The organism is Burkholderia sp. EMB26 (genome assembly GCF_024730645.1).
GTDB lineage: Bacteria > Pseudomonadota > Gammaproteobacteria > Burkholderiales > Burkholderiaceae > Burkholderia > Burkholderia cenocepacia.
Genome location: NZ_CP078070.1, coordinates 3,097,016 through 3,119,246, shown reverse-complemented (window position 1 = coordinate 3,119,246; position 22,231 = coordinate 3,097,016). Strand labels below are relative to the sequence as shown.

Here is a 22,231-nt window from a genome sequence, read left to right as displayed (position 1 = left end):
ACGAAGGCCGGCGCGGCCATGGAGCCGCGCCGGTCATGAATTCATCGCGAGGCCTGCGATGCGTGGGTCGACGCGCGATACGCGCGCACCGCGTCGACCATTCGCGGCCGCGGCTCGTGCGGCAGCGCGATACGCCGGCACGCATGCTCGGCGGCGAACATCACGGCGACGAGCGGCAGCGACAGGTAGTTCGCGAAAGTCGACCACGTGACGATCGGCGCGGTCGCGAACAGCAGCGTCGACACGGCGGCGGTCGCGACGAAGAACAGCGTCCACGCGAGCGTGATCCGGCGCGTGTAGCGCGCGACGGCCGGCGTGACGGTGCCGTGGATCATCGCGGCGAAGCGGGTGCACAGCGGCACGTCGCCGGCCACGAGCGTGCGGCCGAACAGCAGCGCCATCGCGACGTTGAAGCTCGCGTGCTCCAGATACAGGCCCCATTCGAAGTGCTGAGCGAGCGGCGCGCGCGCGGCCCACAACGCGGCGGCGGCCAGCAGCCATGCCGGCACGAGCCACGCGCGCCGGGGCGAGCGCAGCGCCACGCCGAGCGCGAGCAGCAGCGGCGGCACGAGCGCCATCGCGAGGCCGACGCCGTGCGCGCCCGGTGTCGCGCTCGCGTAGTGCGCGCCAATCTGGTACGCGGCCACGGCGCCGACCGCTGCGACGCCGCGCACGACGGGCAGCAGCCGGCTCATCGACGGCCTCCGGGCGCACGGCGCGCGCACCGGCCGGCGGCCGGGCTGCAGCGGCTGACGGGCGGGCGAACCGGAACGGGGCGCAAGGGCGGACGCGGCATCACTGGAAACATCGGGCGGATCGTGGCCGGACGCGGGGTCGGGCCGTCAAACATCATATGAATGGCGGCCGGGACGCGAGTCCGGGCCGATGGTCGGGCACGCTCATTTTAGGGCCGCGGCGGGGCGGCTTCGGGCCGCCCGCGACCGGGTTTTGTAACCGATTGTATGGCACCGGGCGAACGGTTTCGCGGGGTCGGTCCATTTCCATCCAAAGCGGCTCAAGCGTCTCGTCCATTCCCGTGCGCAACGGGCCGCGGCGCCGGCTAGCGAGTCTGTAACCATTCGCGGTATACGACCCGATACCCATCGTCTAGAATCCGCGTAACTTTTACAAACGATCCCCACATGACGCAGGCGGGGAAGCCGGCAGACGCCGGAGGGACGGAGATTTGCACGCGCCGGGCGTGCACGACGGTTGCCGTTTCCGGGCGCCTCCCGCTGCCATGGGCCGCCTGCCCGCACGCATGATGAACGCACTGGAACAAGAGCTCGCCACGCTGATCATCGGCGAACTGAATCTCGAAGACGTCCCGCTCGAAACAGTGACGGCCGACACCCCGCTGTATGGCGAAGGTTTCGGGCTCGACTCCATCGACATCCTGGAAATCGCGCTGCTGATCTCGAAGAAATACGGCTTCGAACTGCGCTCGGACAATCCGGACAACCAGACGATCTTTGCGACGCTCGGTGCGCTGGCTGCCTACGTCGCCGCGCATCGCACGAAGTGACGGCGTCGCTCGGCGGACGATGCGCGACGGCATCGATCGAGGGGAAAACGCGATGAACGGAGCAAGGCGATGCGGGCGCTCGTGACGGGCGGCAGCGGTGTGCTGGGGCAGGCGATCTGCACGGCGCTCGCGCAGGCCGGCCATGAAGTGTGGGTGCATGCGAACCGCCATCTCGCGCAGGCGGAGGCGGTCACGCAGCAGATCGTCGCGGCCGGCGGCGCCGCGCACGCGATCGCGTTCGACGTGACCGACGCCGACGCGACGCTCGCCGCGCTGCAGCCGTTCATCGACGATGCGCCGGTGCAGATCCTCGTCAACAACGCTGGCATCCACGACGACGCGCCGATGGCCGGCATGTCGCGCCGGCAATGGCACAGCGTGATCGACGTGACGCTCAACGGCTTTTTCAACGTCACGCAGCCGTTGCTGCTGCCGATGATCCGCACGCGGCGCGGACGGATCGTCAACATCGCATCGGTGGCCGGCGTGACGGGCAATCGCGGGCAGGCCAACTACGCGGCCGCGAAGGCGGGGCTGATCGGCGCGACGAAGTCGCTGTCGCTGGAGCTCGCGTCGCGCGGCATCACCGTGAACGCGGTGGCGCCGGGCATCATCGCGTCGCCGATGGCCGAACAGGCGTTTCCCGCCGAACGCATCAAGCAGCTCGTGCCCGCGCAGCGCGCGGGCCGGCCCGACGAAGTCGCGGCGATGGTCGCGTATCTCGTGTCCGACGCCGCGGCCTATGTGACGGGGCAGGTGTTGTCCGTCAACGGCGGGCTCGCATGACGAAGCGCGCCGCGTGGGCCTGACGTAACGCAACGCGGTGCAGGGCCGCGTGATCGCGCGGCCCGTGCCGCATCGTGAGGAAATCGAAGTGTCCGTGCATCCAGTCGACGCCGAACGGCGTCCGTGTCCGATGTTGCCCGCCGCCGCGCCTGCGGCCGCGCCGTTCGCGCACGGCGGCGGCCGCGCGCTGCGGCTCGTCCAGGCGAGCCATGCGAGGCTCGTCGCGCTGCTGCACGATGCGCGCGGCCGGGCTGACGGATTCGATCGCGTGTTTCCCGGCGCGCTGGGCGCGGTGTGCATCGGCGCGGCGGGAACACCGGACGCATCGCGCGCGGCCGCCATGGCGCGGATGCTGACCGATGCCGCGCCCGGCCTGCCGGTCGCACCGGTACAGATGGCGCTGCTCGGCGCCGACGTCGCACCGGACGATGCGGTCTGCGAAGTGTGGCAATGCGATGCGCACGACCTGCGCAGCGAACGGCGCGGTGCGCTGCACTACCGCTACAGCGAAGCGGCGGGGCTCGTGTTCGGCAGCCTCGTCGTGCACGAGACGGACGCGGCGGACGACGCGCCGCGCGACGGCGGCACGCCGCTCGAACGCGCGACGTTCGACGCGTACCGCGCGCTGTTCGAGCTGCTCGATACGCTGGGCATGCCGCATCCGCTGCGGATCTGGAACACCGTGCCGGCAATCAATGCGGTGCAGTTCGGGATCGAGCGCTATCGTCAGTTCAATATCGGCCGTCAGCAGGCGTTCGACGCGTGCCGCCGCGCACTGACGGGCGGCGTGCCGGCCGCGTGCGCGCTCGGCTCGGTCGTGCCGGTCGCCGGCGATGCGTCGCCGGCCGCGCCGCTCGCGATCCATTTCCTCGCGAGCCGCACGCCGGCCGATTCCATCGAGAATCCGCGCCAGGTGAGCGCCTATCACTATCCGGCGCAGTACGGCCCGCGCGCGCCGACGTTCGCGCGCGCCGCCGCGTGGGCCGACGGCGACGCGACGCCGGTGCTGTTCGTCTCGGGCACCGCGAGCATCGTCGGGCACCGCACCGTGCATCGCGGCGACGTCGTCGCGCAGACGCGCGAGACGGTCGCGAACCTCGCGGCGGTGCTCGAGCAGGCCGCGCGGCAGGGGCACGGCCCGTTCTCGCTCGCGGACCTCGGCTATCGCGTCTACGTGCGCGATGCAGGCGACACCGCGGCGCTGGCCGCGATCGGCCGCGTGCTGCGCGAGGCCGCCGGTCCTCACGTGCGGCCGCTGTTCGTGCATGCGGACGTGTGCCGCGACGACCTGCTGGTCGAGATCGAGGCCAGCGCCGGGCATGCGATGGAGTGGCTGTCATGAAGCGCGAGAGCCTCACGATCCGGCCACCGGTCGGGCAGGCGGCCGGGGTCGACGAAGCGTGCCGGCGTTCGTCGGCCGGTCATACACTTTTGTCAGGATCCCCGTCTTCGTCATCGGCTGTTTCCATGTTCAAGCTGCACGCGTCGCCCACTCATCTCGTCCTGATTCCGAGCTACAACCCGGGCGCCAAGGTCGACACGACCGTGCGCCATGCGCGCGCGCAGTGGAACCCGGTGTGGGTCGTCGTCGACGGCAGCACCGACGGCAGCGCCGAACGGCTGCAGGCGATGGCCGAGCGCGATCCCGGCTTGCGCGTGATCGTGCTGCCGGAGAATCGCGGCAAGGGCGCCGCGGTGCTCGCGGGGCTCGACGCGGCGGCCGCGAGCGGCTTCACGCACGTGCTGACGATGGATTCCGACGGCCAGCATCCGGCCGACCTGATTCCCGCCTTCATGGCGGCATCGCAGGCCGCGCCCGACGCGATGGTGCTCGGCGTGCCGAAGTTCGACGCGAGCGCGCCGCAGTTGCGCGTGCAGGGGCGCCGGCTGTCGAACGCGTGGGCCGACCTCGAGACGCTGTGGGCCGGGATCGGCGATTCGCTGTACGGTTTTCGCGTGTATCCGGTCGCGCCGCTGGCGGCGATCATGCGGCGCCAGCCGTGGATGCGCGGCTTCGACTTCGATCCCGAAGCCGCCGTGCGGCTGTGCTGGGCCGGCGTGCGGCCGATCCGCATCGACGCGCCGGTGCGCTATTTCGGCCGGGACGAAGGCGGCGTGTCGCACTTTCACTACGGCCGCGACAACGCGCTGCTCGCGTGGATGCACCTGCGCCTGTTCGCCGGCTTCGCGATGCGGCTGCCGATGCTGGTCGCCCGGCGTCTGACGCGGCGGCACGACCAGACGGCCTGAGCGAAGAGCCGGCCGTTTCCTTCGCGGTCGCCGCCCCGCGTGCGGCGATTACCCTGCTTTTCGTCGCCAATCCGGTGCCGGATCGCCGCGTCATGTCAATCCACCGAGTAATGAACGTGTCATCCGATGTAAACATCTGGTAATTTTCTGCCGGATTATGCAAAATCGCCGCTCCCAAATACAACTATCGAGGGATTCCGGGATGCAACTCAAGAAAGCGGTGGCGGCGTGTGGCGTGGCGTTCCTGTTGAGCGCATGCGGCGGGGTACAGAGCCTTGACGCGAACAGCCTGACGTCGGCGGGGACCAACCTGTACAAGGCAGCGACGCTGTCGGACAGCGACATCGCCGCGCTGTCGAACGAATCGTGCAAGTCGAGCGACGCCGAATCGAAGATCGCGCCGGCGAACAGCGCCTACGCGAAGCGCCTGACGAAGGTGATGAAGGGCTTCGGCGACATGACGCTGAACGGCCAGAAGATCAACTACAAGGTCTACCTGACCAAGGACGTCAACGCGTGGGCGATGGGCAATGGCTGCGTGCGCGTGTACAGCGGCCTGATGGACATGATGAACGACGACGAGCTGCGCGGCGTGATCGGCCATGAAATGGGCCACGTCGCGCTCGGCCACTCGAAGAAGGCGATGCAGACCGCATACGCGGTGAGCGCGGCGCGCAGCGCGGCCGGCGCGGCCTCGCCGGGCGTGGCGGCACTGTCGAGCTCGCAGCTCGGCGACATCACCGAGAAGTTCATCAACGCGCAGTTCTCGCAGTCGCAGGAAAGCGCGGCCGACGACTACTCGTTCGACCTGATGAAGCAGAAGGGCATGAGCCAGAAGGGCCTCGTCACCGGCTTCCAGAAGCTCGCGCAGATGGACGGCGGCCAGAGCTCGATGATGAGCTCGCACCCGTCGTCGGCGAGCCGCGCGCAGCACATCCAGGATCGCATCGCGAAGGGCAGCTGATCGCGCGGCGGAGCGCCGGCCGTTCGCGCCGGCGATCGGCAAGCGACATGAAAAACCCCACGCTCGTGGTTCGGGCGTGGGGTTTTGTTTTGGGCCGTGCCTGCGCGCCGCTTACGGCACCATCCCCGGCAGCACGTACGCCTGCACGAGCGTGATCAGCCCGACGATCACCGCGAACAGCAGGCTGTGCCGCACCGTGAAGCGGAACAGCTCGGATTCCTTGCCGACGAGGCCCGTCGCCGCGCACGCGACCGCGATCGATTGCGGCGAGATCATCTTCGCGGTCACGCCGCCCGTCGTGTTCGCGGCGACCGCGAGCGTCTCCGGCACGCCGAGCTGATGGGCGGTGGCCTGCTGCAGCGAGCAGAACAGCGCGTTCGACGACGTGTCCGAGCCGGTCAGGAACACGCCGAGCCAGCCGAGGAACGGCGAGAAGAACGGGAACGCGGCGCCGGTCCCGGCCAGCATCAGCGCGAGCGTCGACGACATCCCCGAGTAGTTCGCGACGAACGCGAACGCGAGCACGAGGCCGATCGACAGGATCGGGCGCGTCAGTTCAGTCAGCGTCTCGCCGAACGTGACGCAGGCGTCGCGCGGCTTCATCCGCAACAGCGCCATCGAGATCAGCGCGGTCACGAGAATCGCGCTGCCGACCGCCGACACGAGATCGATCTTCAGCACCGCGTCGAGCGCCTTCGGCGTCGCGGCGATCGGCGCGGTCTTCACGACGAGCTGGTCGAGCCCGGCCACGTGAAATTTCAGCACGGTCGACGCGAGCGCGCCGTGCGCGGCGAACAGCGCCTTGAACGGTGCGATGCTCCACACGGTGACGACGGCCGTCAGGATCAGGAACGGCGACCACGCGCGCACGGTCTGCGCGAGCGTGTACGGCGACGGCTGGCGGCTCGTGCCGGAGCCGTTGCCGCCTGTACCGAACCCCGCGAGCGCCGCACCGCCGCCGGACGCGACGATGCCGCCCGCCGTCTGCTTCGCGCGGCTCGGCTGCCAGACCTTCAGGAACGCGGCGAGCGCGACGAGGCTGACGAGCGACGACGTGATGTCCGGCAGCTCGGGCCCGATGTGGTTCGACGTGAAGTACTGCGTCACCGCGAAGCTGCCGCCCGCCACGAGCGCGGCCGGCCAGGTCTGCCGCACGCCGCGCAGCCCGTCCATCATGAACACGAGCCAGAACGGCACCGCGAGCGACAGCAGCGGCAACTGGCGGCCGGCCATCGCGCCGATGTGGAACGCATCGATGCCCGTCACCTGCCCGGCGACGATGATCGGGATGCCCATCGCGCCGAACGCGACCGGCGCGGTGTTCGCGATCAGGCACAGCCCGGCCGCGTGCAGCGGCTTGAAGCCGAGGCCGACGAGCAGCGCGGCGGTGATCGCGACGGGCGCGCCGAAGCCGGCCGCGCCTTCGAGGAACGCGCCGAACGAGAAGCCGATCAGCAGCATTTGCAGGCGCTGGTCGTCGGTGATCGACAGCACGGACGCGCGGATGATGTCGAACTGGCCGGTCTTCACGACGATCTTGTACAGGAACACGGCCGCGACGATGATCCACGCGATCGGCCACAGGCCGTACGCGAAGCCGAAGCCGGCGGCCGCGAGCGCCTGCGGCACGGGCATCCCGTACGCGAGAATCGCGACGCCGAGCGACAACAGCAGCGTGATCGCGGCCGCGACGTGGCCCTTCATCCGCAGCGCGGCCAGCGCGACGAAAAAGAAGATGATCGGAATCGCGGCGACGAACGCCGACAGCCCGAGGCTGCCGAGCGGGGTGTAGATCTGGTGCCAAACCTGCATGGGTGTCTCCTCCATGGATTTATCGGGGTACGGGTTTGAAAGCGGGTGCTATTCGGGCTGGCCGCGTGCGCGCAGCAGGTCGGACAGGCTGCGCGGCGCCGGTTCGAGCGGCGTGCGGTGCTGCGTCCAGCCCATCTGTTTCGCGGGCGTCAGCGCGCGCAGGCGCGTCGCGGTCCAGCGGAAGGCGCGGTACGCACGCGGATGCGCGAACGCACCCGACCAGAAGCGCCACACGAGTTCTTCCGCGCGGTGGTAGTTCGCGCCCTGGCCGCGCAACGGATGCGCGACCGGCTCGTCGGGCTTGCGGTTCGCTTCGGTGCGCAGCCGCACGAGCAGTTGCGGGATCGGGATCCGCACCGGGCACACCTCGCCGCAGGCGCCGCACAGCGTCGACGCGGTCGGCAGGTCGGCCGTCGCGTCGAGGCCGAGCAGGTGCGGCGAGATGATCTTGCCGATCGGGCCCGGGTAGGTCGTGCCGTACGCGTGGCCGCCGATGCGCGTATAGACGGGGCAGTGATTCATGCACGCGCCGCAGCGGATGCACTGCAGCGTCGCGCGCAGTTGTTCGTCCGCGTACGCCTGCGTGCGGCCGTTGTCGAGCAGCACGAGATGCAGCTCGCGCGGGCCGTCGCGTTCGCCGTCGCGGCGCGGGCCGGAGATCAGGTTGAAGTAGGTCGTGATCGCCTGGCCGGTGGCCGAGCGCGTGAGCAGGCTCGACAGCGGCACGATGTGCTCGAGCTTCTCGACGACCTTCTCGATTCCCATGATCGCCACGTGCGTGTCGGACACCGTCGTCGACAGGCGGCCGTTGCCTTCGTTCTCGACGAGCCACAGCGTGCCCGTGTCGGCGGCCGCGAAGTTCACGCCCGACAGGCCGATGTCGGCTTCGGCGAACGCACGGCGCAGCGCGCGCCGGCCGGTCTGGATCAGTTCGTCGACGTCTTCCGTGTAGCGCGTGCCGGGCAGGTGCGCCGCGAACAGTTCGGCGATGTCGCCGCGGGTCTTGTGGATCGCCGGCATCACGATATGCGACGGCTTTTCGCCCGCGAGCTGCACGATGAATTCGCCCATGTCGGATTCGATGCAGTCGACGCCGTGCTCCGCGAGGTAATGGTTCAGCTCGATTTCCTCGCTCGCCATCGACTTGCCCTTGATCACGCGGCGCGCCTTCTTTGCCTGCGCGATGCCGAGCACGATCGCGTTCGCGTCGGCGGCGGTCTCGGCCCAGTGCACGTGCACGCCGGCTTCGGTGAGCTTCGTCTCCAGCCGTTCGAGCAGCACGGGCAGTTGCGCGAGCGCATGCTGCCGCACGGCTTCGCCGAGATCGCGCAACCGTTGCAGCTCGGTGTCGTCGGGGAACTGCGTCGCACGCTTGCCCTGCAGGAAGTCCATCGCGCCGCGAAAGCTCTGGCGCAGCGCCGGATCGTCGAGCGCGGCGCGCGCACGGGTCTTGAAGTCGCCGGGGGCGACGAATTGCAGCGGGTGGTTGCTCATCGCGGCAGGTCCTCGCAGGCGGGGGCGGCCGGCGGCGCGGCCGAATCGGTGACGATCACGACCCACAGGCGGCGCGGGCCGTGTGCGCCATAGGCGAGCGTCTGCTGGATGTCGGACGTCTTCGACGGGCCCGATACCAGCACGAGATTGGTCGGCATGCCGGCTTGCCAGCGTTCCGCGTGCACGGCGGCGTGCAGGTCCGCATGCACCGTGTTCGCGTGAACGAGCGCGATGTGCAGCGGCGGCACCAGCGACACCGTGCGCGGCGTGCCGGCATCGGGCGCGAGCACGACGGTGCCGGTGGCCGCGATGCCCGAGCGCGCGACGGTGAAGCCGGCGTCGATCGTGTCGAACAGTTCGGCCTTCCATGCGTCGATCGGCCGGTCGAACGGTACGGGTGCGACCGTCTCGGGCAGCGCGCGGGCGAGCGCCGCGGATTCGGCGCGGGCCGGGTCGAGCAGCAGGCGGCGCACGCCGGCGTCGGCGAGCCGCGCGGCCAGCTGCGCGGGCCATGCGTCGGCGCTCGCGCACCAGACGTCCGCGTGCGAGGCGGCGAGCGCGGTCTGCATCGTCTGCGCGAGTGCAAGAGGATCGGGCGCGACTCGCGTACGCCGTGCCGCGTAGTGTGTGTCGATGCGCGCGTCGAGTGCAGCGGCCGCGTTCGTCGCGACACCCGGGGCGGCCGCGCGCAGCCGCGCGAGGATCGCGTTGCGCGCGCTCATTGCGACTCTCCGCGCAGCGAGCCGGCGCCGGCCGTGCGGCGCCACAGGAAGCTCGCGAGATGCTCGACCGGCAGCGGCGCGCCGGCCTTGGCCGCGGCGTGGCCGATGTTCAGCAGGCAGCCGCAGTCCGCCGACACGAGCCGGTCGCAGCCGGTCGCGCAGGCCGACGCGACCTTGTCGCGCACCATCGCGCCGGAGATGTCCGGATGCTTCAGCGAGAACGTGCCGCCGAAGCCGCAGCATTCGGACTCGCGTTCGTGTTCGATGCGCGTCACACCCGGCAGCGCGTCGACGAGCGCGACGCCGTGCACGCGCGTGCCCATCTCGCGCCGCGCCGCGCACGACGTGTGCAGCACGACGCGTTCGTCGGGCCCGGCGCCGGTCGCGATCGCGTCGAGCCGTACGTCGAGCACGTGGACGAGGAATTCGGCGAGTTCGTAGGTCCGCTCCGCGATCGCGCGCGCCTTCGGGCCGTGAACGGGATCGTCGGCGAACAGCGCCGGCCAGTGGTGCCGGATCATGCCCGCGCACGAGCCGGACGGCACGATCACCGGCCACGGTTGCGCGAACAGGTCGAGCTGCGCGGCCGCGACGCGGCGCGCTTCGTCGGGGTTGCCGCTGCTGTAGGCCGGTTGCCCGCAGCAGCTCTGGCCGCGTGGATAGTGGACCGTCAGGCCCTCGCGTTCCAGCAGGCGGACCGCGTCGAGCCCCGCTTCGGGGACGAACAGGTCGACCAGGCAGGTCGCGAACAGATAGACGTGCGCGGGGGCGGTGGGGTACGGCCTTGGGTTCATGTCTCGCTCCAGAGGCGACGGCCCGGCATGCGGAGCGTCGATTTCGCTGCATAATTCCCGCGTCCGCGCCGTAGCTCAAATTGGTTGGGCCAATCGGCGCGGCACGCATTCCGCGGGGAGACGCGACGATGGCAGCGATGACGGCACGGGGCCGGACCGAAGTGGTGATGCGCAAGATCGAGACGGCGCTGCTCGACGGCACGTGGCCGGCCGGCGCGCGGCTGCCGGCCGAGCGCGTGCTCGCGCAGCAGTACGGCGTCGCGCGCAATACGGTGCGCGAGGCGACCCAGCGGCTCGTCGCGCGCGGGCTGCTGCAGAGCCGGCGCGGCGCGGGCGTCTACGCGACGGACCAGTTGCGCGCCGGCATCGCGTCGCCGTGGGGCCAGCTGGTCGCCGATCATCCGGCGCTGCGCGACGACATCCTCGAATTCCGCCGCGTGCTGGAAGGGGCGACCGCCTATTTCGCCGCGCTGCGGGCCGATGCGAACGACCGGCGCCGGATCCGCGCGCTGCTGCGCGAGCTCGAAACCGCGCACGCGAACGACGACGCGGCCGTCGAGGCCGCGACCGACGCGAAGCTGCACGAGGCGATCGCGCTCGCGTCGCACAACACGATGTTCCTGCACCTGCATACGAGCGTGATCGGAATGTTGCGCGAGCACATTTCGATCAACGTGGCCGGGATGACGATGGAGGACGAGCAGGCATCCGAGTTGCTCTTGCTGCAGCACCGGGTCGTGTGCGAGGCGATCTGCGCGCAGCGGCCCGAGGAGGCGCGCACCGCGATGCAGACGCATATCGACTACGTGCGCAGCCATTTCGAACGCAGCGGCGATACGTCGTGAGATTGGTCGGACCAGTGACGGCGGCAGCCCGCGCGGCGGCCGGTCGCGCATCGCGCGCCACCCTGCCCGGCGCGCGGTGCGGCTGCGCGGCCCGCGCGATTGACCGGTTCGTCGGGCGCCTACTAGAATCGACCGGAACCGCTTGTCAGCCGCGCGCCGCGGCGATGACGTGCCCATTGATCCGACTGTCGAGGAAGCTTCCGTGCTCACGTCCTTGATCCGGCGCGCACCGGTCGCGCTGTCGTGGCGCGCCGCCTGCCGCCAGGCCCGCGCGCTGGTCGTCTGCGCGCTGCTGCCGCTCGCCGCGTGCGCGACGCATCCGCCCGCCACCTCGCTCGATCGCCCGGTCTCCCACGCGTTGTCCGCCGATACCGCGACGCCGCTGCGCGATGCGCTGGCCGCGCCGGAAGCCGCGCATCCGGGGCAGTCGGGCTTCCGGCTGCTGGCCGACGGCGCCATCGCGTTGCAGATGCGCATCGCGCTCGCGCGAGCGGCGACGAAGACGCTCGACATGCAGTACTACATCGCGACCGAGGATACGACCGGCAAGCTGCTGCTCGGCGCCGCGCTGTACGCGGCCGATCGTGGCGTACGCGTGCGGATGCTGGTCGACGACCTGAACTTCGACGATATCGACCGCGTGATGGCCGCGCTGAATACGCACCGGAACATCGAGATCCGCGTGTTCAACCCGTTCGGCGCGTCGCAGCGCGGCATGGTCGAGCGCACGACCAACTTCTTCACGCGGATCGACAGCTTCACGCGCCGGATGCACAACAAGGCGATGATCGCCGACAACCAGATCGCGATCGTCGGCGGCCGCAATCTCGGCGACGAATACTTCAGCGCGAGCCCGACGCTGCAGTTCCGCGATCTCGACGTGCTCGCGGCCGGCCCGGTGACGAACGACATCTCGAAGAGCTTCGACGACTACTGGGCGAGCGCGAGCAGCTATCCGTTGCGCGTGCTCAATCATCAGACGTTCGATCCGAAGGATCTCGACGCGATGCGCGACGAGCTGCGCGACCACTGGCGCAAGAACGCCGATCCGTACAACGCGAAACCGCTGAACGCGACGCCGCTCGCCCGGCAGATCGCGCGCGACGAACTCGAGCTCGTGTGGGCGCCGGCCGAATTCGAGGTCGATGCGCCGGACAAGGTCGCGCGGCCGACCGGCACCTACGTGAGCCCGCCGATGCAGCGGCTGGCCGAGCTGACGCGCGGCGCGCAGAAGGAATTCCTCGCGTTCTCGCCGTACTTCGTGCCGCACGACGCCGGTGTGAAGATCCTCGGCGACACGACCGCGCGCGGCGTGCGCGTCGCGATCGTCACGAATTCGCTCGCGGCGACCGACGCGGTCGCGGTGCAGGCCGGCTATGCGCCGTATCGCGTGCCGTTGCTGCAGCGCGGCGTCGAGCTGTACGAGTTCAAGTCGCAGCCGGACCAGCAGCCCGCGCGGCTGTTCGGTTCGCGCTCGCGCGCGAGCCTGCATGCGAAGGCGTACGTGATCGACCGGCAAATCCTCGTGATCGGCTCGCTGAACCTCGACCCGCGTTCAGCGTACCTGAACACCGAGCTCGCGCTCGTGATCCACAGCCCGGTGCTCGCGCAGCAGGCCGCGGCGATCTTCGCGCGCGTGACGCAGCCGGACGAAAGCTACCGCGTCACGCTCGCGAAGCGGACCGACGGCAGCCCGCCCGCGCTCGAATGGACGGGCACCGACGGCGGCCAGCCCACCACCTATCACGTCGACCCGCATGCGGGGCTGCTGCGCAACGTGATGACGGGCATCTTCACGCTGCTGCCGGTCGACGACCAGTTGTAAGGGCGGGAACGGCCCCGGCAAAACCCGCGATACCGGTGCGTGGGGAAAGGTGATATGGTTGTGTGCGCAACGATATGTGAATCGTGAGGGTGCCGCCGGTCCGCTCGCACCATGCGGGCGGGAACGCGCGAACGGCGTGCCGCCGCACGGGCGTGTACGCACCGCGCGCGGCGCCGGCACACGATGGACGATGCGCGCCGCCATTCGCCCCGGGGCCGCGCGCCCCGCAACCGGAGTTCCTCATGCAACGTGTACCGAACCAGCCGTTCACGCGTCCCGCGCGCTTCTCCGAAGCCGAATGGCAGGCGCGGGTGCAGCTCGCGGCCGCCTACCGCATCTTCGATCATCTGGGCTGGACCGAGCTGATCTACAACCACATCTCGTTGCGCGTGCCGGGCGAGGACGGTCATTTCCTGATCAACCCGTTCGGGCTCCATTACCGCGAGGTATGCGCGTCGAATCTCGTGAAGATCGACATCGACGGCAACGTGATCGGTCATTCCGACTGGCCGATCAATCCGGCCGGCTTCACGTTCCACAGCGCGATCCATGCGGCGCTGCCCGATGCGCACTGCGTGATGCACGTGCACACGACGCCGACGATGGCCGTGTGCTGTTCGCGCGACGGGCTGTCGTTCTCGAATTTCTATTCGGCGCAGCTGTACGGGAAGATCGCGTATCACGACTTCGAAGGCATCACCGTGCATCTCGAGGAAGGCCGGCGCATCGTCGGGAGTGCGGGCGGGCGGCCCGTGCTGCTGTTGCGCAACCACGGACCGGTGACGATCGGCGCGACGCTCGCGCAGACGTTTTCGCTGATGTGGCTGCTCAACCGCGCATGCGAGGTGCAGGTCGCGACGCATGCGATCGGCGACGCATTGCCGATCGCGCCGCCGGTGCTCGAAGGGTGCGTGCGCGATTCGCTGAATTTCGATCCGAAGCATGGCGCGGGACAGGACGCGTTCGACGCGCTGCAGCGTATCGTCGACCGGATCGATCCGGGCTACCGCGCGTGACGCGGGCGGTAGCCCGGTGAGGGCACCGGGCTAGAACCGGTAGCCGACGCCGGCCTGGATCACGTCGGTGTCGCGGTCGTAGCGCGTGACCACGCGGTTCCAGGTGACGCGCGTGAGCCAGCGGTCGGAGATCCGGTAACTGGCCGAGATCGACACGATGCCGGAGAACCGGCCGTCACCCGGGCCCGGCTGGCCTTCGCGGTTGCGCTGGTTGACGGTGAAATACGCGCCGGCCCCGGCCGACAGCGTGACCTTGTCGTTCAGGAACGCGCGCGTGAGCCACAGCTCGGACGCGATCCCGTTGCGGCGAACCGACTGCTTCGCGCCTTCGTACATCCACGTCGCGGTCCAGTCGAGCGAACGCGTGAGGCCGCGCCGGTATTCGATGCTGCCGCCGAGCGTCGACGGCGATGAGCGGCTGTTCAGAATCGTCTCGCCGAGCATCGCCGTGACTTCGTTGTGCGTGACCTTGCGCGTGCGCGGCAACGCGGTGTCGCGCGGGCCCGGCGTGTCGGGCGCATCGAGCTGATAGCCGACGCCGAACATCACCGACGTCGTGTCGGGCCCGCCGAACACCTGCGCGCGGTTGACCTGAAGCTGCGCGATCCAGCGGTGCGACGTGTAGTACGCGGCGCGCACGCTCATCAGCACGCCCCAGCCATGCGTATTCGAGTAGCCGCGGCCTTCGGCGGCCGGCACCGTGTCGAAGTAGCGATACGGGCCCGCGCCGGCCGACAGCACCAGGCGGCGGTTCGCGAGCGGCACGCGGCCCCAGAACTGCACTGCCTGGCCGTCGCGGTGATGATTCGGAATGTGCCCTTCGTTGTACCACGTGAAGCCGAGCGCGGTATGCGGGCTCAAGCCTTCCTGGTAATCGAACGCCCAGGAATACGTGCGTTGGCCGCCACCCCACAGCGGGCCGGTGAACAGCGCGAATTCCTGTGCGTCGGCGGGCGCGCCGTAGAGCGCGGCGACGGAGCAGAGACCGGCCACCAGCGGGCGGACACGGGCGGGGCGGGTCGGGCAGGGCATCGGGAGACGGGCCGGCACGGTTCACTTCTTTCCAGTCACGACAACACGCGGTCATTGTCCTGCGCACGAAAACACGTGTCGACCCGGCTGCGCGCAATAACGTATTACGCACATCGGGACAACATGCGGGTTGCGGTACTGGTCGACACGCGTTTCGATCGCGACGTGTGCGCGACGAAGCATGATTCGTCCTGCTTGATGATGAGCAGGGCCAAAGCGCGGCGTTCGCGCGCGGCATTCCGCTTGCCGTTCGAGACACACAAAAAAAACGCGGCCGGGGTGGCCGCGTGAATACTCGCAGACTCCTTCGGACGAAGGAAACAAGCAACTGTGAAACGAAGTGTAGCGAAAGCCCGTGCACGGATTCAGGGGCCGTGCTGCAAAGGTCTCTTCCAGGTTTCGGCAGGCTGCCGGAGCGGGCGCCGATCGACTACCATCACGGGTGACGCCGCCGCCCGGGCGGCGTACCACGTCGTACAAGGAGAATCCATGCTCAAGCTGCGTTTGCTCCAGGTCGCGTTATGCGCGGGCGTGCTGGCGGCCGGCAGCGCCGCTGCCGAAACGGTGCGCCTGTCCGCCAGCCTGCAGCCGTCGAGCGAAGTGCCGCCGACGGCGACCAAGGGCTCGGGCGCCGTCGCCGCCACCTACGACACGGCCACCCACATGCTGCAGTGGACGGTCACTTACGAACACCTCACGGGGCCGGCCACGGCCGCGCATTTCCACGGGCCCGCGCCGGTCGGCCAGAACGCCGGCGTGCAGGTGCCGATTCCGAAGGACGAGCTGGCGAGCCCGATCAAGGGTTCGAAGGCGCTCACCGACGCGCAGGTCACCGACCTGATGGGCGGCAAGTGGTACTTCAACATTCATACGAAGGAACACCCGTCCGGCGAGATCCGCGGCCAGGTGATGCCGGCGAACTGAGCGCCGGCGTTTGATATAGAGGCACCTGTCGAGCGACGCGGGAGCGTTCGCACGTACCATCGTCACACTGCGATGACGGAGTGCGTCCGATGAGTTGGCAAAGCAAGTTCGCCTGCTGGCTGCTGCGCTGGCAGTTTCGTCCGGAAACCATGCGCGAGGTGCTCGACCCCGCGCGTGCCCGGCGCTTCACCGACCTGCGGATGTTCGTGCCGCGCCGCCCGCCGTCGGGCTACCGGCTGCGGCAGTGCTATGGCGCCGGGGACGCGCCGCTGCGCGGCGAATGGCTCGAGCGCACCGACACGGGCGCGGGCCGCGGGCCCGGCCGTACGCTGCTGTATTTCCACGGCGGCGGTTACTACTTCTGTTCGACGAAGACCCACCGACCACTGGTGTTCGGCCTGACGAAGCGCGCGGGCGTCCGTTCGTTCTCGCTCGACTACCGGCTCGCACCCGAAAACCGTTTCCCCGCCGCGCTCGACGATGCGCTCGCCGCCTATCGGCAACTGCTGGCGCTCGGCACGCCGCCCGAATCGATCGTGCTCGGCGGCGATTCGGCGGGCGGCGGCCTCGCGCTCGCGACGCTCGTCGCGCTGCGTGATCGCGGCGAGCCGCTGCCGGCCGGCGCGATCCTGTTCTCGCCGTGGACCGACCTGGCCGGCACCGGCGGCACGATGCGCAGCAACGACGGCGTCGATCCGATGTTCGCGGCCGCGGCGCTGCCGAAGGCGGCGAAGCTGTATCTCGGCGACGAGCCCGCGACGAATCCGTACGCATCGCCGCTCTACGCGGACTTCACGGGCCTGCCGCCGCTGTACATCCAGGCCGGCAGCACAGAAGTGCTGCTCGACGATTCACGCCGCGTCGCCGAGAAGGCAAAGGCGGCCGGCGTTCAGGTCGAAATCGAGGTGTGGCCCGACATGCCGCACGTGTGGCAGCTGTACGCACCGATGGTGCCGGAAGCGCGCGACGCGCTCGATCGCGCGGCCGCGTTCCTGCGCCGCGTCGCGGTCGAGCGCGCGGTTCAGCGCGTGGGCGAGGCGTCGATCGCCTGATAGGCGGCCTTGACGGCCACCGAGCCGTACTTGCGTTCGAGCCGGCGCACGGTGAAGTGGCCGTGCGCCATCTGCTGGAAGTGGTCGATGAACAGCGTGTTGACGGTCGCGCCGAGCACGGCGCCGATCGCCGGGATCGACTTCGCGGCCATCTGTTCGGTCACCTGCACCGAGAAGCGCGAGGCCACCGTCTGCACGAGCTTGAACACGGCCGCCGAGCTGTGCGCGGCGATGCCTTTCGCCGTGATGTCCGACGACGCCTTCGAGATCGCCTGCGCGAGCGCGCCGCGCAGCACGAAATAGCCGAGATCGGCGTCTTCCTCCTGCTTGTCCGGGTTGCCGCCCATGCCGAGCACGGCCAGGCACTGCAACTGCGTATCGACCGACGTCAGGTCCTCGCCCTCGCTGCGCGCGATGTCGCACACCGAGCGGAAGATCAGCGTGGTCGTCACCGGCAGCTCGACCGGCAGCGCGAGAAAACCGAACGCGCCGCCCGCCGCGCCGGTCGTCGCGACCGCGAGCTTGTGCAGCAGGTTACTGGGTTTCTCGGGCTCCGCGTCCGGCGCCTGCGGCTTGCCGAGCGTGCGCAGCGCGATGTTCAGGCACTTGCGCAGCGCGAGCTGCGTCGCGTCGTTGATCTTGCCGGTCGCGAAGTCCGGCAGCCGCGCGATCATCTTCTCGACCGGCGCGCCGAGCACGCCCGTCAGCTTCATCGTCAGCGACGGGCTTTCCAGCACCTGTTTCGCGCGCCGCAGCGCGTCCCGATCCTCCGGCGACAGCGCCGTCGCGGGGGTGATTGAAATCGGTTCCATCTTTCTCCTTGGCCTGAGCGGGCCCTGAACCATCGCCAGCCTAGATTACTCCGGCATGCTAGAATTTTGAGATTCTTTGACTCGGCAAAAGTTGCATCGACAAAAAATGGCCGTTCACACCGCCGCCCACCATTCGAGCGGGCAAGTCCTGCCGTTCCGCGAGTCGCTGCTGGCGATGATCGGGATCTCGTTCGTCACCATGCTGGTCGCGCTGGACCAGACGGTCGTCGGCACGGCGCTGCCGACCATCGTCGCCGAACTCCGCGGCTTCGACCTGTACGCGTGGGTCGCGACCTCGTACCTGCTCAGTTCCGTGATCACGGTGCCGATCTTCGGCCGGCTCGGCGACTATTACGGCCGCAAGCCGTTCGTGATCGCGTCGATCGTCGTGTTCACCGGCGCGTCGGTGCTGTGCGGGATGGCCAACGACATGCTGACCCTCGTGCTCGCGCGCGGACTGCAGGGAATCGGCGGCGGGATGCTGGTCGGCACCGCGTTCGCGTGCATTCCCGATCTGTTCCCCGATTCCGTCGTGCGGCTGCGCTGGCAGGTGCTGATGAGTTCCGCGTTCGGCATCGCGAACGCGGTCGGCCCGTCGCTCGGCGGGTTCCTGACCCAGTCGTTCGGCTGGCGCTCGGTGTTCTACGTCAACCTGCCGATCGGCATCCTGTCGCTGATTTTCGTGTGGCGCTACCTGCCGCACCTGCGCCACGTCGAACACGATCGCAAGATGCGGCTCGACTGGCCGGGCGCGCTCTTGATCGCGCTGTCGCTCGGTGCGCTGCAACTGTTCGTCGAATGGCTGCCGAAGTACGGCGTCATGAGCTGGGCGTCGCTGCTGCTCGTCGTCTCGGTCGCGGCGGGCGTCGGCCTGTGGCACTGGGAGAAACGCTGCGCGCAACCGATTTTGCCGTTCGACATGTTCGGCAACCGTGCGCTGTCGGCGCTGTTCGTGCTCGCGATCCTCGCCGGTTTCTCGATGTTCTCGCTGCTGTTCTACGCGCCGCTGCTGTTCCAGGGCGGCTTCGGGATGTCGCCGAAGGAGGCCGGGCTCGTGATCACGCCGCTCGTCGTGTTCATCACGATCGGCAGCATCATGAACGGCCGCGTCGTCACGCGCATCCGCAACCCGAACGCAATGCTGCACGTCGGCTTCGTGCTGTTCGCCGTCGCGTGCGCGGGCATCGTCGTGGCGACCCACACGACGCCGGCCTGGATGCTGATGGCGCTGATGGTCGCAGGCGGCATCGGGCTCGGTTTCGTGTTGCCGAACCTCACCGTGTTCGCGCAGCAGACGGCCGGCCGCGAGCATCTCGGCATCGCGACGGCGCTCTTGCAGTCGCTGCGGATGGTCGGCGGGATGCTGGGCACCGCGCTGACGGGCACGCTCGTCAACCAGATGTATTCGAGCGGTGTGCGCAACGCGCTGTCGGCCGACCACGCGATGCAGTGGCACGCGCGGCTCGCCGATCCGCAGATCCTGATCGATCGCGCGGCGCAGGGCGGTCTCGTCGCGGAGTTGACGCGTGCCGGGCATAATGGCGCGCTGCTGCTGGAAGCGGCCCGCGAATCGCTGGTCGGCGCGATTCACCTGGGGGTCGCGATGGCGGCCGTCGTCGCCGTGGTGTCGGTGTGGCAGTGCCGTCGCGTGCCGCCGATCGCGCTGCGGCGCAAGATCGAACCGCACGTCGCGGCCGACTGACCGGTCAGGCGATCGAGCGATTCGACGACTCAACGATTCACCGGAACGAAATCAGCGCATGGAAGAACAGGACCGCGTCGCGATCTTGCAGCAATTCGGACGCACGTATCGCGCCTTCATGACCGCGTTCGAAGCGCACGTCGGGCAGCCGATGCCGCGCTGGCGCATCATGGTCGCGCTGCACACGATGGACGGGCATGCGTCGCAGAAGAAGCTCGTCGAAGTGCTGCGCATCGATCCGGGCGCGCTCACGCGCCAGTTGAAGTCGCTCGACGCGCTCGGCTGGATCGAGCGCGAATCGGACGCACGGGACAACCGCGTGACCAACGTCACGCTGACGGAAGCCGGCCGCGCGGCGTTCGACGCGTGCCTGCCGCGCCGCAAGGCGTTTCTCGACCAGACGATGGCGCAGTTGCCGGACGATGTGCTGAATGCGCTGTCGGGTGCGCTCGCGATGCTGGAATCGCGGATCGCGGACGTCGGGTCGACGCCGGTCGCGCGTTGATGCGCGGGGCCGGCGGTACTTGAGCGCCGCCGGCCCCGCTTCATTTCATTCTGATCAGGTAACGGTTTACAGCTCGATGCGCGTGCCGAGCAACGCGAGGAACTGCGCGAGCCAGGCCGGATGCGCAGGCCACGCGGGCGCGGTGACGAACGGCGCGTCGGTCACGGCCGCGTCGACCGGGATGTCCGCGTATTCGCCGCCCGCGAGCTTCACTTCCGGCGCGCAGGCCGGGTAGGCCGAAATGCGCTTGCCGCGGATCACGTCGGCGGCCGCGAGCAGTTGCGCCGCGTGGCAGATCGCCGCGATCGGCTTGCCGGCCTCGGCGAACTCGCGCACGAGCGAGATCACCTTCGGATCGAGTCGCAGGTATTCGGGCGCACGGCCGCCCGCGATCGCGAGCGCGTCGTAGCGCGCCGCATCGACGTCGTCGAATGCCGCATTCAACGTGAACTGGTGGCCGGGCTTCTCGGTGTAGGTCTGGTCGCCTTCGAAATCGTGGATCGCGGTCTTGATCTTGTCGCCCGCGCGCTTGCCCGGGCAGACTGCATCGACGTGGTGGCCGACGGCCTGCAGCGCCTGGAACGGCACCATCGTTTCGTAGTCTTCGGCGAAATCGCCGGTCAGGAACAGGATCTTCTTCGCGGCCATGGCTTTCTCCAGTGAAGCAGCGTTGAAGGCCCGGTCGCGCCGTGCATGACGGCGGCGACGGGCCCCGAGGACGAAAGCGCAGTGTACTCCGGCAGATTGAAGCGCGCGTGACGGCCGCCCCGCGCGAGCGGCTGGGCGGCGTCGCGCGCGGCGTGCGTCAGAAGAACGTTTCGACGACTTCCGTCACGCGGAATTGCGGATCGAGCACGAGCACCTGGCGCCACTTGTCGAACGTCAGGCACGGGTGCGAGATGTCGAACGCGACCATGTCGCCGACCTTCACGTCCGCGCCCGGCGGAATCTGCAGGTACGCGTGCTGGTCCATCATCCCGGTGACGGCCCAGCCTTCGGTGGCGGCGACGTCGCGCGGCGCGCTGTCGCGGCCCGGGCGGAAGTGGCGCGCCGGCTCGGGCAGGCCCGCGTCGAACGCCGCGTCGCGCTTGCCGAGCGCGACGATCGCGCGATCGGGCTCCGGCACCGACTGCACGTACGCCCACAGCTGCAGCGCCGGCAGCAGCCCTTCGCCCATCGAGCGGGCGATCGGGTTGCGCGCGAACACGTCGCTCTGCGCCTTCTTGTAGATGCCGACGTCGTGCGTCAGGTAGCAGCCGGGACGCAGCACGACTTCCGCGAAGCCCGCGTCGGACGCCTTCCGGAATTCTTCCGCGACCACGTCGTACCACGCCGAACCGGCGCCGGACAGGATCGCCGGCGTGCGCGCGAAGCGGCCGGCTTCGGCCAGCTCGCGCGTGAGCGCGACCGCCTGCTGCAGGAACGCGCGGATCTCGCCTTCCTCTTTCAGCACGCCTTCATAGAGCTCGATGCCGGCCAGCTTCAGCGTGTCCGGATAGCGCGCGATCGCGGCCAGCACGGCCTCGCGCTGCGCGGCATCGCGCACGCCCGCGCGGCCGCCCGGCACGCCGAGCTCGATCAGCACGTTCAGCGATTTCTGCGCGGCGCCGAAGAAGCGGCCGAGCTGGTCGACGCTCTCCGCGGAATCGACGAGACAGAAGAACTCGAAATCGGGATCGGACAGCAGCCCCGCGATGATCGTCATGTTCTGGCGGCCGACCAGCTGGTTCGCGAGCAGCACGCGCCGCACGCCGCCGTGATACGCGGCCTGCGTCTGGTGCGCGGTCGCGAGCGTGATGCCCCACGCGCCGGCGTCGAGCTGGCGGCGGAACAGTTGCGGCGCCATCGTCGTCTTGCCGTGCGGCGCGAACTTGACGCCGTATTTCTGCACGAACGCCTGCATCCAGTTCAGGTTGTGCTCGACGCGATCCTCGTAAAGCACGGCGGCCGGCAGACTGACGTCTTCCGCGAGCAGGTTCCATTCGAGCCGGCCCGCGTCGCCGAGCGGCACGCTCGCGCTCGGCAGATTGCCCAGGCCCTTGCCGAACGGATCGATCGTCGCTTCCTGATAGTTTGTAACTTTCATGTCATCCCGCTCCATCATCACTATGCATTGCACTGAAGTTGACATGCAGATGGTACAGAAAGTAGCATCGGCGCGGTGATGTTAT

The 22,231-nt window shown here is 69.2% G+C and carries 22 protein-coding genes; 13 read left to right on the top strand and 9 right to left on the bottom strand.

All coding sequences use genetic code 11. The features are described from left to right. Positions 1-41: 41 nt before the first annotated feature. The gene (locus KU887_RS14690) at positions 42-695 is read right to left on the bottom strand and encodes a hypothetical protein (protein ID WP_060263662.1); all 654 of its coding nucleotides are present in this window, start codon (positions 693-695) and stop codon (positions 42-44) included. Between the two features lie 545 nt (positions 696-1,240). Here KU887_RS14690 and KU887_RS14685 point away from each other — a divergent pair. The 5 genes from KU887_RS14685 (at position 1,241) to KU887_RS14665 (ending at position 5,525) form a co-directional block, all read left to right on the top strand. Further along, the gene (locus KU887_RS14685; RefSeq protein WP_006490634.1) at positions 1,241-1,525 is read left to right on the top strand and encodes a phosphopantetheine-binding protein; all 285 of its coding nucleotides are present in this window, start codon (positions 1,241-1,243) and stop codon (positions 1,523-1,525) included. A 69-nt stretch (positions 1,526-1,594) separates the two neighbouring features. Further along, positions 1,595-2,311 carry a 3-oxoacyl-ACP reductase FabG gene (gene fabG / locus KU887_RS14680; protein ID WP_258250447.1) on the top strand — a complete coding sequence of 239 codons (717 nt, stop codon included), beginning with the start codon at positions 1,595-1,597 and terminating at the stop codon, positions 2,309-2,311. 37 nt (positions 2,312-2,348) lie between these two features. Further along, entirely contained in the window at positions 2,349-3,653 is a 1,305-nt protein-coding gene (locus KU887_RS14675) for an endoribonuclease L-PSP (RefSeq protein WP_258250446.1), read from the top strand. Between the two features lie 125 nt (positions 3,654-3,778). Then, on the top strand, positions 3,779-4,561 hold the full coding sequence (locus KU887_RS14670; protein WP_059720728.1) for a glycosyltransferase family 2 protein: 783 nt from the start codon (positions 3,779-3,781) through the stop codon (positions 4,559-4,561). Positions 4,562-4,763: 202 nt separating this feature from the next. Further along, the gene (locus KU887_RS14665) at positions 4,764-5,525 is read left to right on the top strand and encodes a M48 family metalloprotease (protein ID WP_006477817.1); all 762 of its coding nucleotides are present in this window, start codon (positions 4,764-4,766) and stop codon (positions 5,523-5,525) included. A 111-nt stretch (positions 5,526-5,636) separates the two neighbouring features. Here KU887_RS14665 and KU887_RS14660 read toward each other — a convergent pair whose 3' ends face one another. Genes KU887_RS14660 through KU887_RS14645 form a run of 4 tightly spaced genes read right to left on the bottom strand, consistent with a single transcriptional unit; the run spans position 5,637 to position 10,347 of the window. Further along, entirely contained in the window at positions 5,637-7,337 is a 1,701-nt protein-coding gene (locus tag KU887_RS14660; RefSeq protein WP_060214820.1) for a lactate permease LctP family transporter, read from the bottom strand. A gap of 48 nt (positions 7,338-7,385) precedes the next feature. Next, positions 7,386-8,831: a LutB/LldF family L-lactate oxidation iron-sulfur protein gene (locus tag KU887_RS14655; RefSeq protein ID WP_258250445.1), complete on the bottom strand. Its 1,446-nt coding sequence runs from the start codon at positions 8,829-8,831 to the stop codon at positions 7,386-7,388. Continuing rightward, the gene (locus KU887_RS14650) at positions 8,828-9,553 is read right to left on the bottom strand and encodes a lactate utilization protein C (RefSeq protein ID WP_077055788.1); all 726 of its coding nucleotides are present in this window, start codon (positions 9,551-9,553) and stop codon (positions 8,828-8,830) included. Before KU887_RS14650 ends, KU887_RS14655 begins: the two co-directional genes overlap by 4 nt. Further along, the gene (locus tag KU887_RS14645) at positions 9,550-10,347 is read right to left on the bottom strand and encodes a (Fe-S)-binding protein (protein WP_058901806.1); all 798 of its coding nucleotides are present in this window, start codon (positions 10,345-10,347) and stop codon (positions 9,550-9,552) included. The genes KU887_RS14650 and KU887_RS14645 overlap by 4 nt, the downstream gene beginning before the upstream one ends. A gap of 128 nt (positions 10,348-10,475) precedes the next feature. Here KU887_RS14645 and KU887_RS14640 point away from each other — a divergent pair, with 128 nt between their 5' ends. From KU887_RS14640 to KU887_RS14630, 3 genes are all read left to right on the top strand, one after another. Beyond that, complete coding sequence (locus KU887_RS14640) at positions 10,476-11,192, top strand: FadR/GntR family transcriptional regulator (RefSeq protein ID WP_012492411.1); 717 nt, start codon at positions 10,476-10,478, stop codon at positions 11,190-11,192. A gap of 202 nt (positions 11,193-11,394) precedes the next feature. Then, positions 11,395-13,017, top strand: a complete 1,623-nt coding sequence (locus tag KU887_RS14635; RefSeq protein WP_006497399.1) for a phospholipase D family protein — start codon at positions 11,395-11,397, stop codon at positions 13,015-13,017. A 242-nt stretch (positions 13,018-13,259) separates the two neighbouring features. Continuing rightward, positions 13,260-14,033, top strand: a complete 774-nt coding sequence (locus tag KU887_RS14630; RefSeq protein ID WP_006487919.1) for a class II aldolase/adducin family protein — start codon at positions 13,260-13,262, stop codon at positions 14,031-14,033. A 30-nt stretch (positions 14,034-14,063) separates the two neighbouring features. Here the strand turns inward: KU887_RS14630 and KU887_RS14625 are convergent, their stop codons facing one another. Then, positions 14,064-15,065, bottom strand: a complete 1,002-nt coding sequence (locus tag KU887_RS14625) for a hypothetical protein (RefSeq protein ID WP_012492412.1) — start codon at positions 15,063-15,065, stop codon at positions 14,064-14,066. 75 nt (positions 15,066-15,140) lie between these two features. Between KU887_RS14625 and KU887_RS14620 the strand changes: the two genes are divergently transcribed. The 3 genes from KU887_RS14620 (at position 15,141) to KU887_RS14610 (ending at position 17,041) form a co-directional block, all read left to right on the top strand. After that, entirely contained in the window at positions 15,141-15,356 is a 216-nt protein-coding gene (locus tag KU887_RS14620) for a hypothetical protein (protein WP_249189061.1), read from the top strand. A gap of 198 nt (positions 15,357-15,554) precedes the next feature. Further along, positions 15,555-15,989 carry a CHRD domain-containing protein gene (locus tag KU887_RS14615; protein ID WP_006487921.1) on the top strand — a complete coding sequence of 145 codons (435 nt, stop codon included), beginning with the start codon at positions 15,555-15,557 and terminating at the stop codon, positions 15,987-15,989. Positions 15,990-16,078: 89 nt separating this feature from the next. Further along, on the top strand, positions 16,079-17,041 hold the full coding sequence (locus tag KU887_RS14610) for an alpha/beta hydrolase (protein WP_006497395.1): 963 nt from the start codon (positions 16,079-16,081) through the stop codon (positions 17,039-17,041). Here the strand turns inward: KU887_RS14610 and KU887_RS14605 are convergent. Next, positions 17,011-17,853, bottom strand: a complete 843-nt coding sequence (locus tag KU887_RS14605) for an EcsC family protein (RefSeq protein ID WP_006497394.1) — start codon at positions 17,851-17,853, stop codon at positions 17,011-17,013. The genes KU887_RS14610 and KU887_RS14605 overlap by 31 nt on opposite strands. Positions 17,854-17,959: 106 nt before the next feature. Here KU887_RS14605 and KU887_RS14600 point away from each other — a divergent pair, with 106 nt between their 5' ends. Both KU887_RS14600 and KU887_RS14595 read left to right on the top strand, forming a co-directional pair. Continuing rightward, positions 17,960-19,555: an MDR family MFS transporter gene (locus KU887_RS14600; RefSeq protein WP_006497393.1), complete on the top strand. Its 1,596-nt coding sequence runs from the start codon at positions 17,960-17,962 to the stop codon at positions 19,553-19,555. Between the two features lie 58 nt (positions 19,556-19,613). Next, entirely contained in the window at positions 19,614-20,060 is a 447-nt protein-coding gene (locus tag KU887_RS14595; protein ID WP_006487928.1) for a MarR family winged helix-turn-helix transcriptional regulator, read from the top strand. 66 nt (positions 20,061-20,126) lie between these two features. Here the strand turns inward: KU887_RS14595 and KU887_RS14590 are convergent, their stop codons facing one another. Both KU887_RS14590 and KU887_RS14585 read right to left on the bottom strand, forming a co-directional pair. Continuing rightward, positions 20,127-20,708, bottom strand: coding sequence for a DJ-1/PfpI family protein (locus KU887_RS14590; protein ID WP_006487930.1), 582 nt, complete (start codon positions 20,706-20,708; stop codon positions 20,127-20,129). Positions 20,709-20,865: 157 nt separating this feature from the next. Beyond that, positions 20,866-22,146, bottom strand: coding sequence for an amino acid deaminase (locus KU887_RS14585; RefSeq protein ID WP_020979402.1), 1,281 nt, complete (start codon positions 22,144-22,146; stop codon positions 20,866-20,868). Positions 22,147-22,231 lie beyond the last annotated feature (85 nt).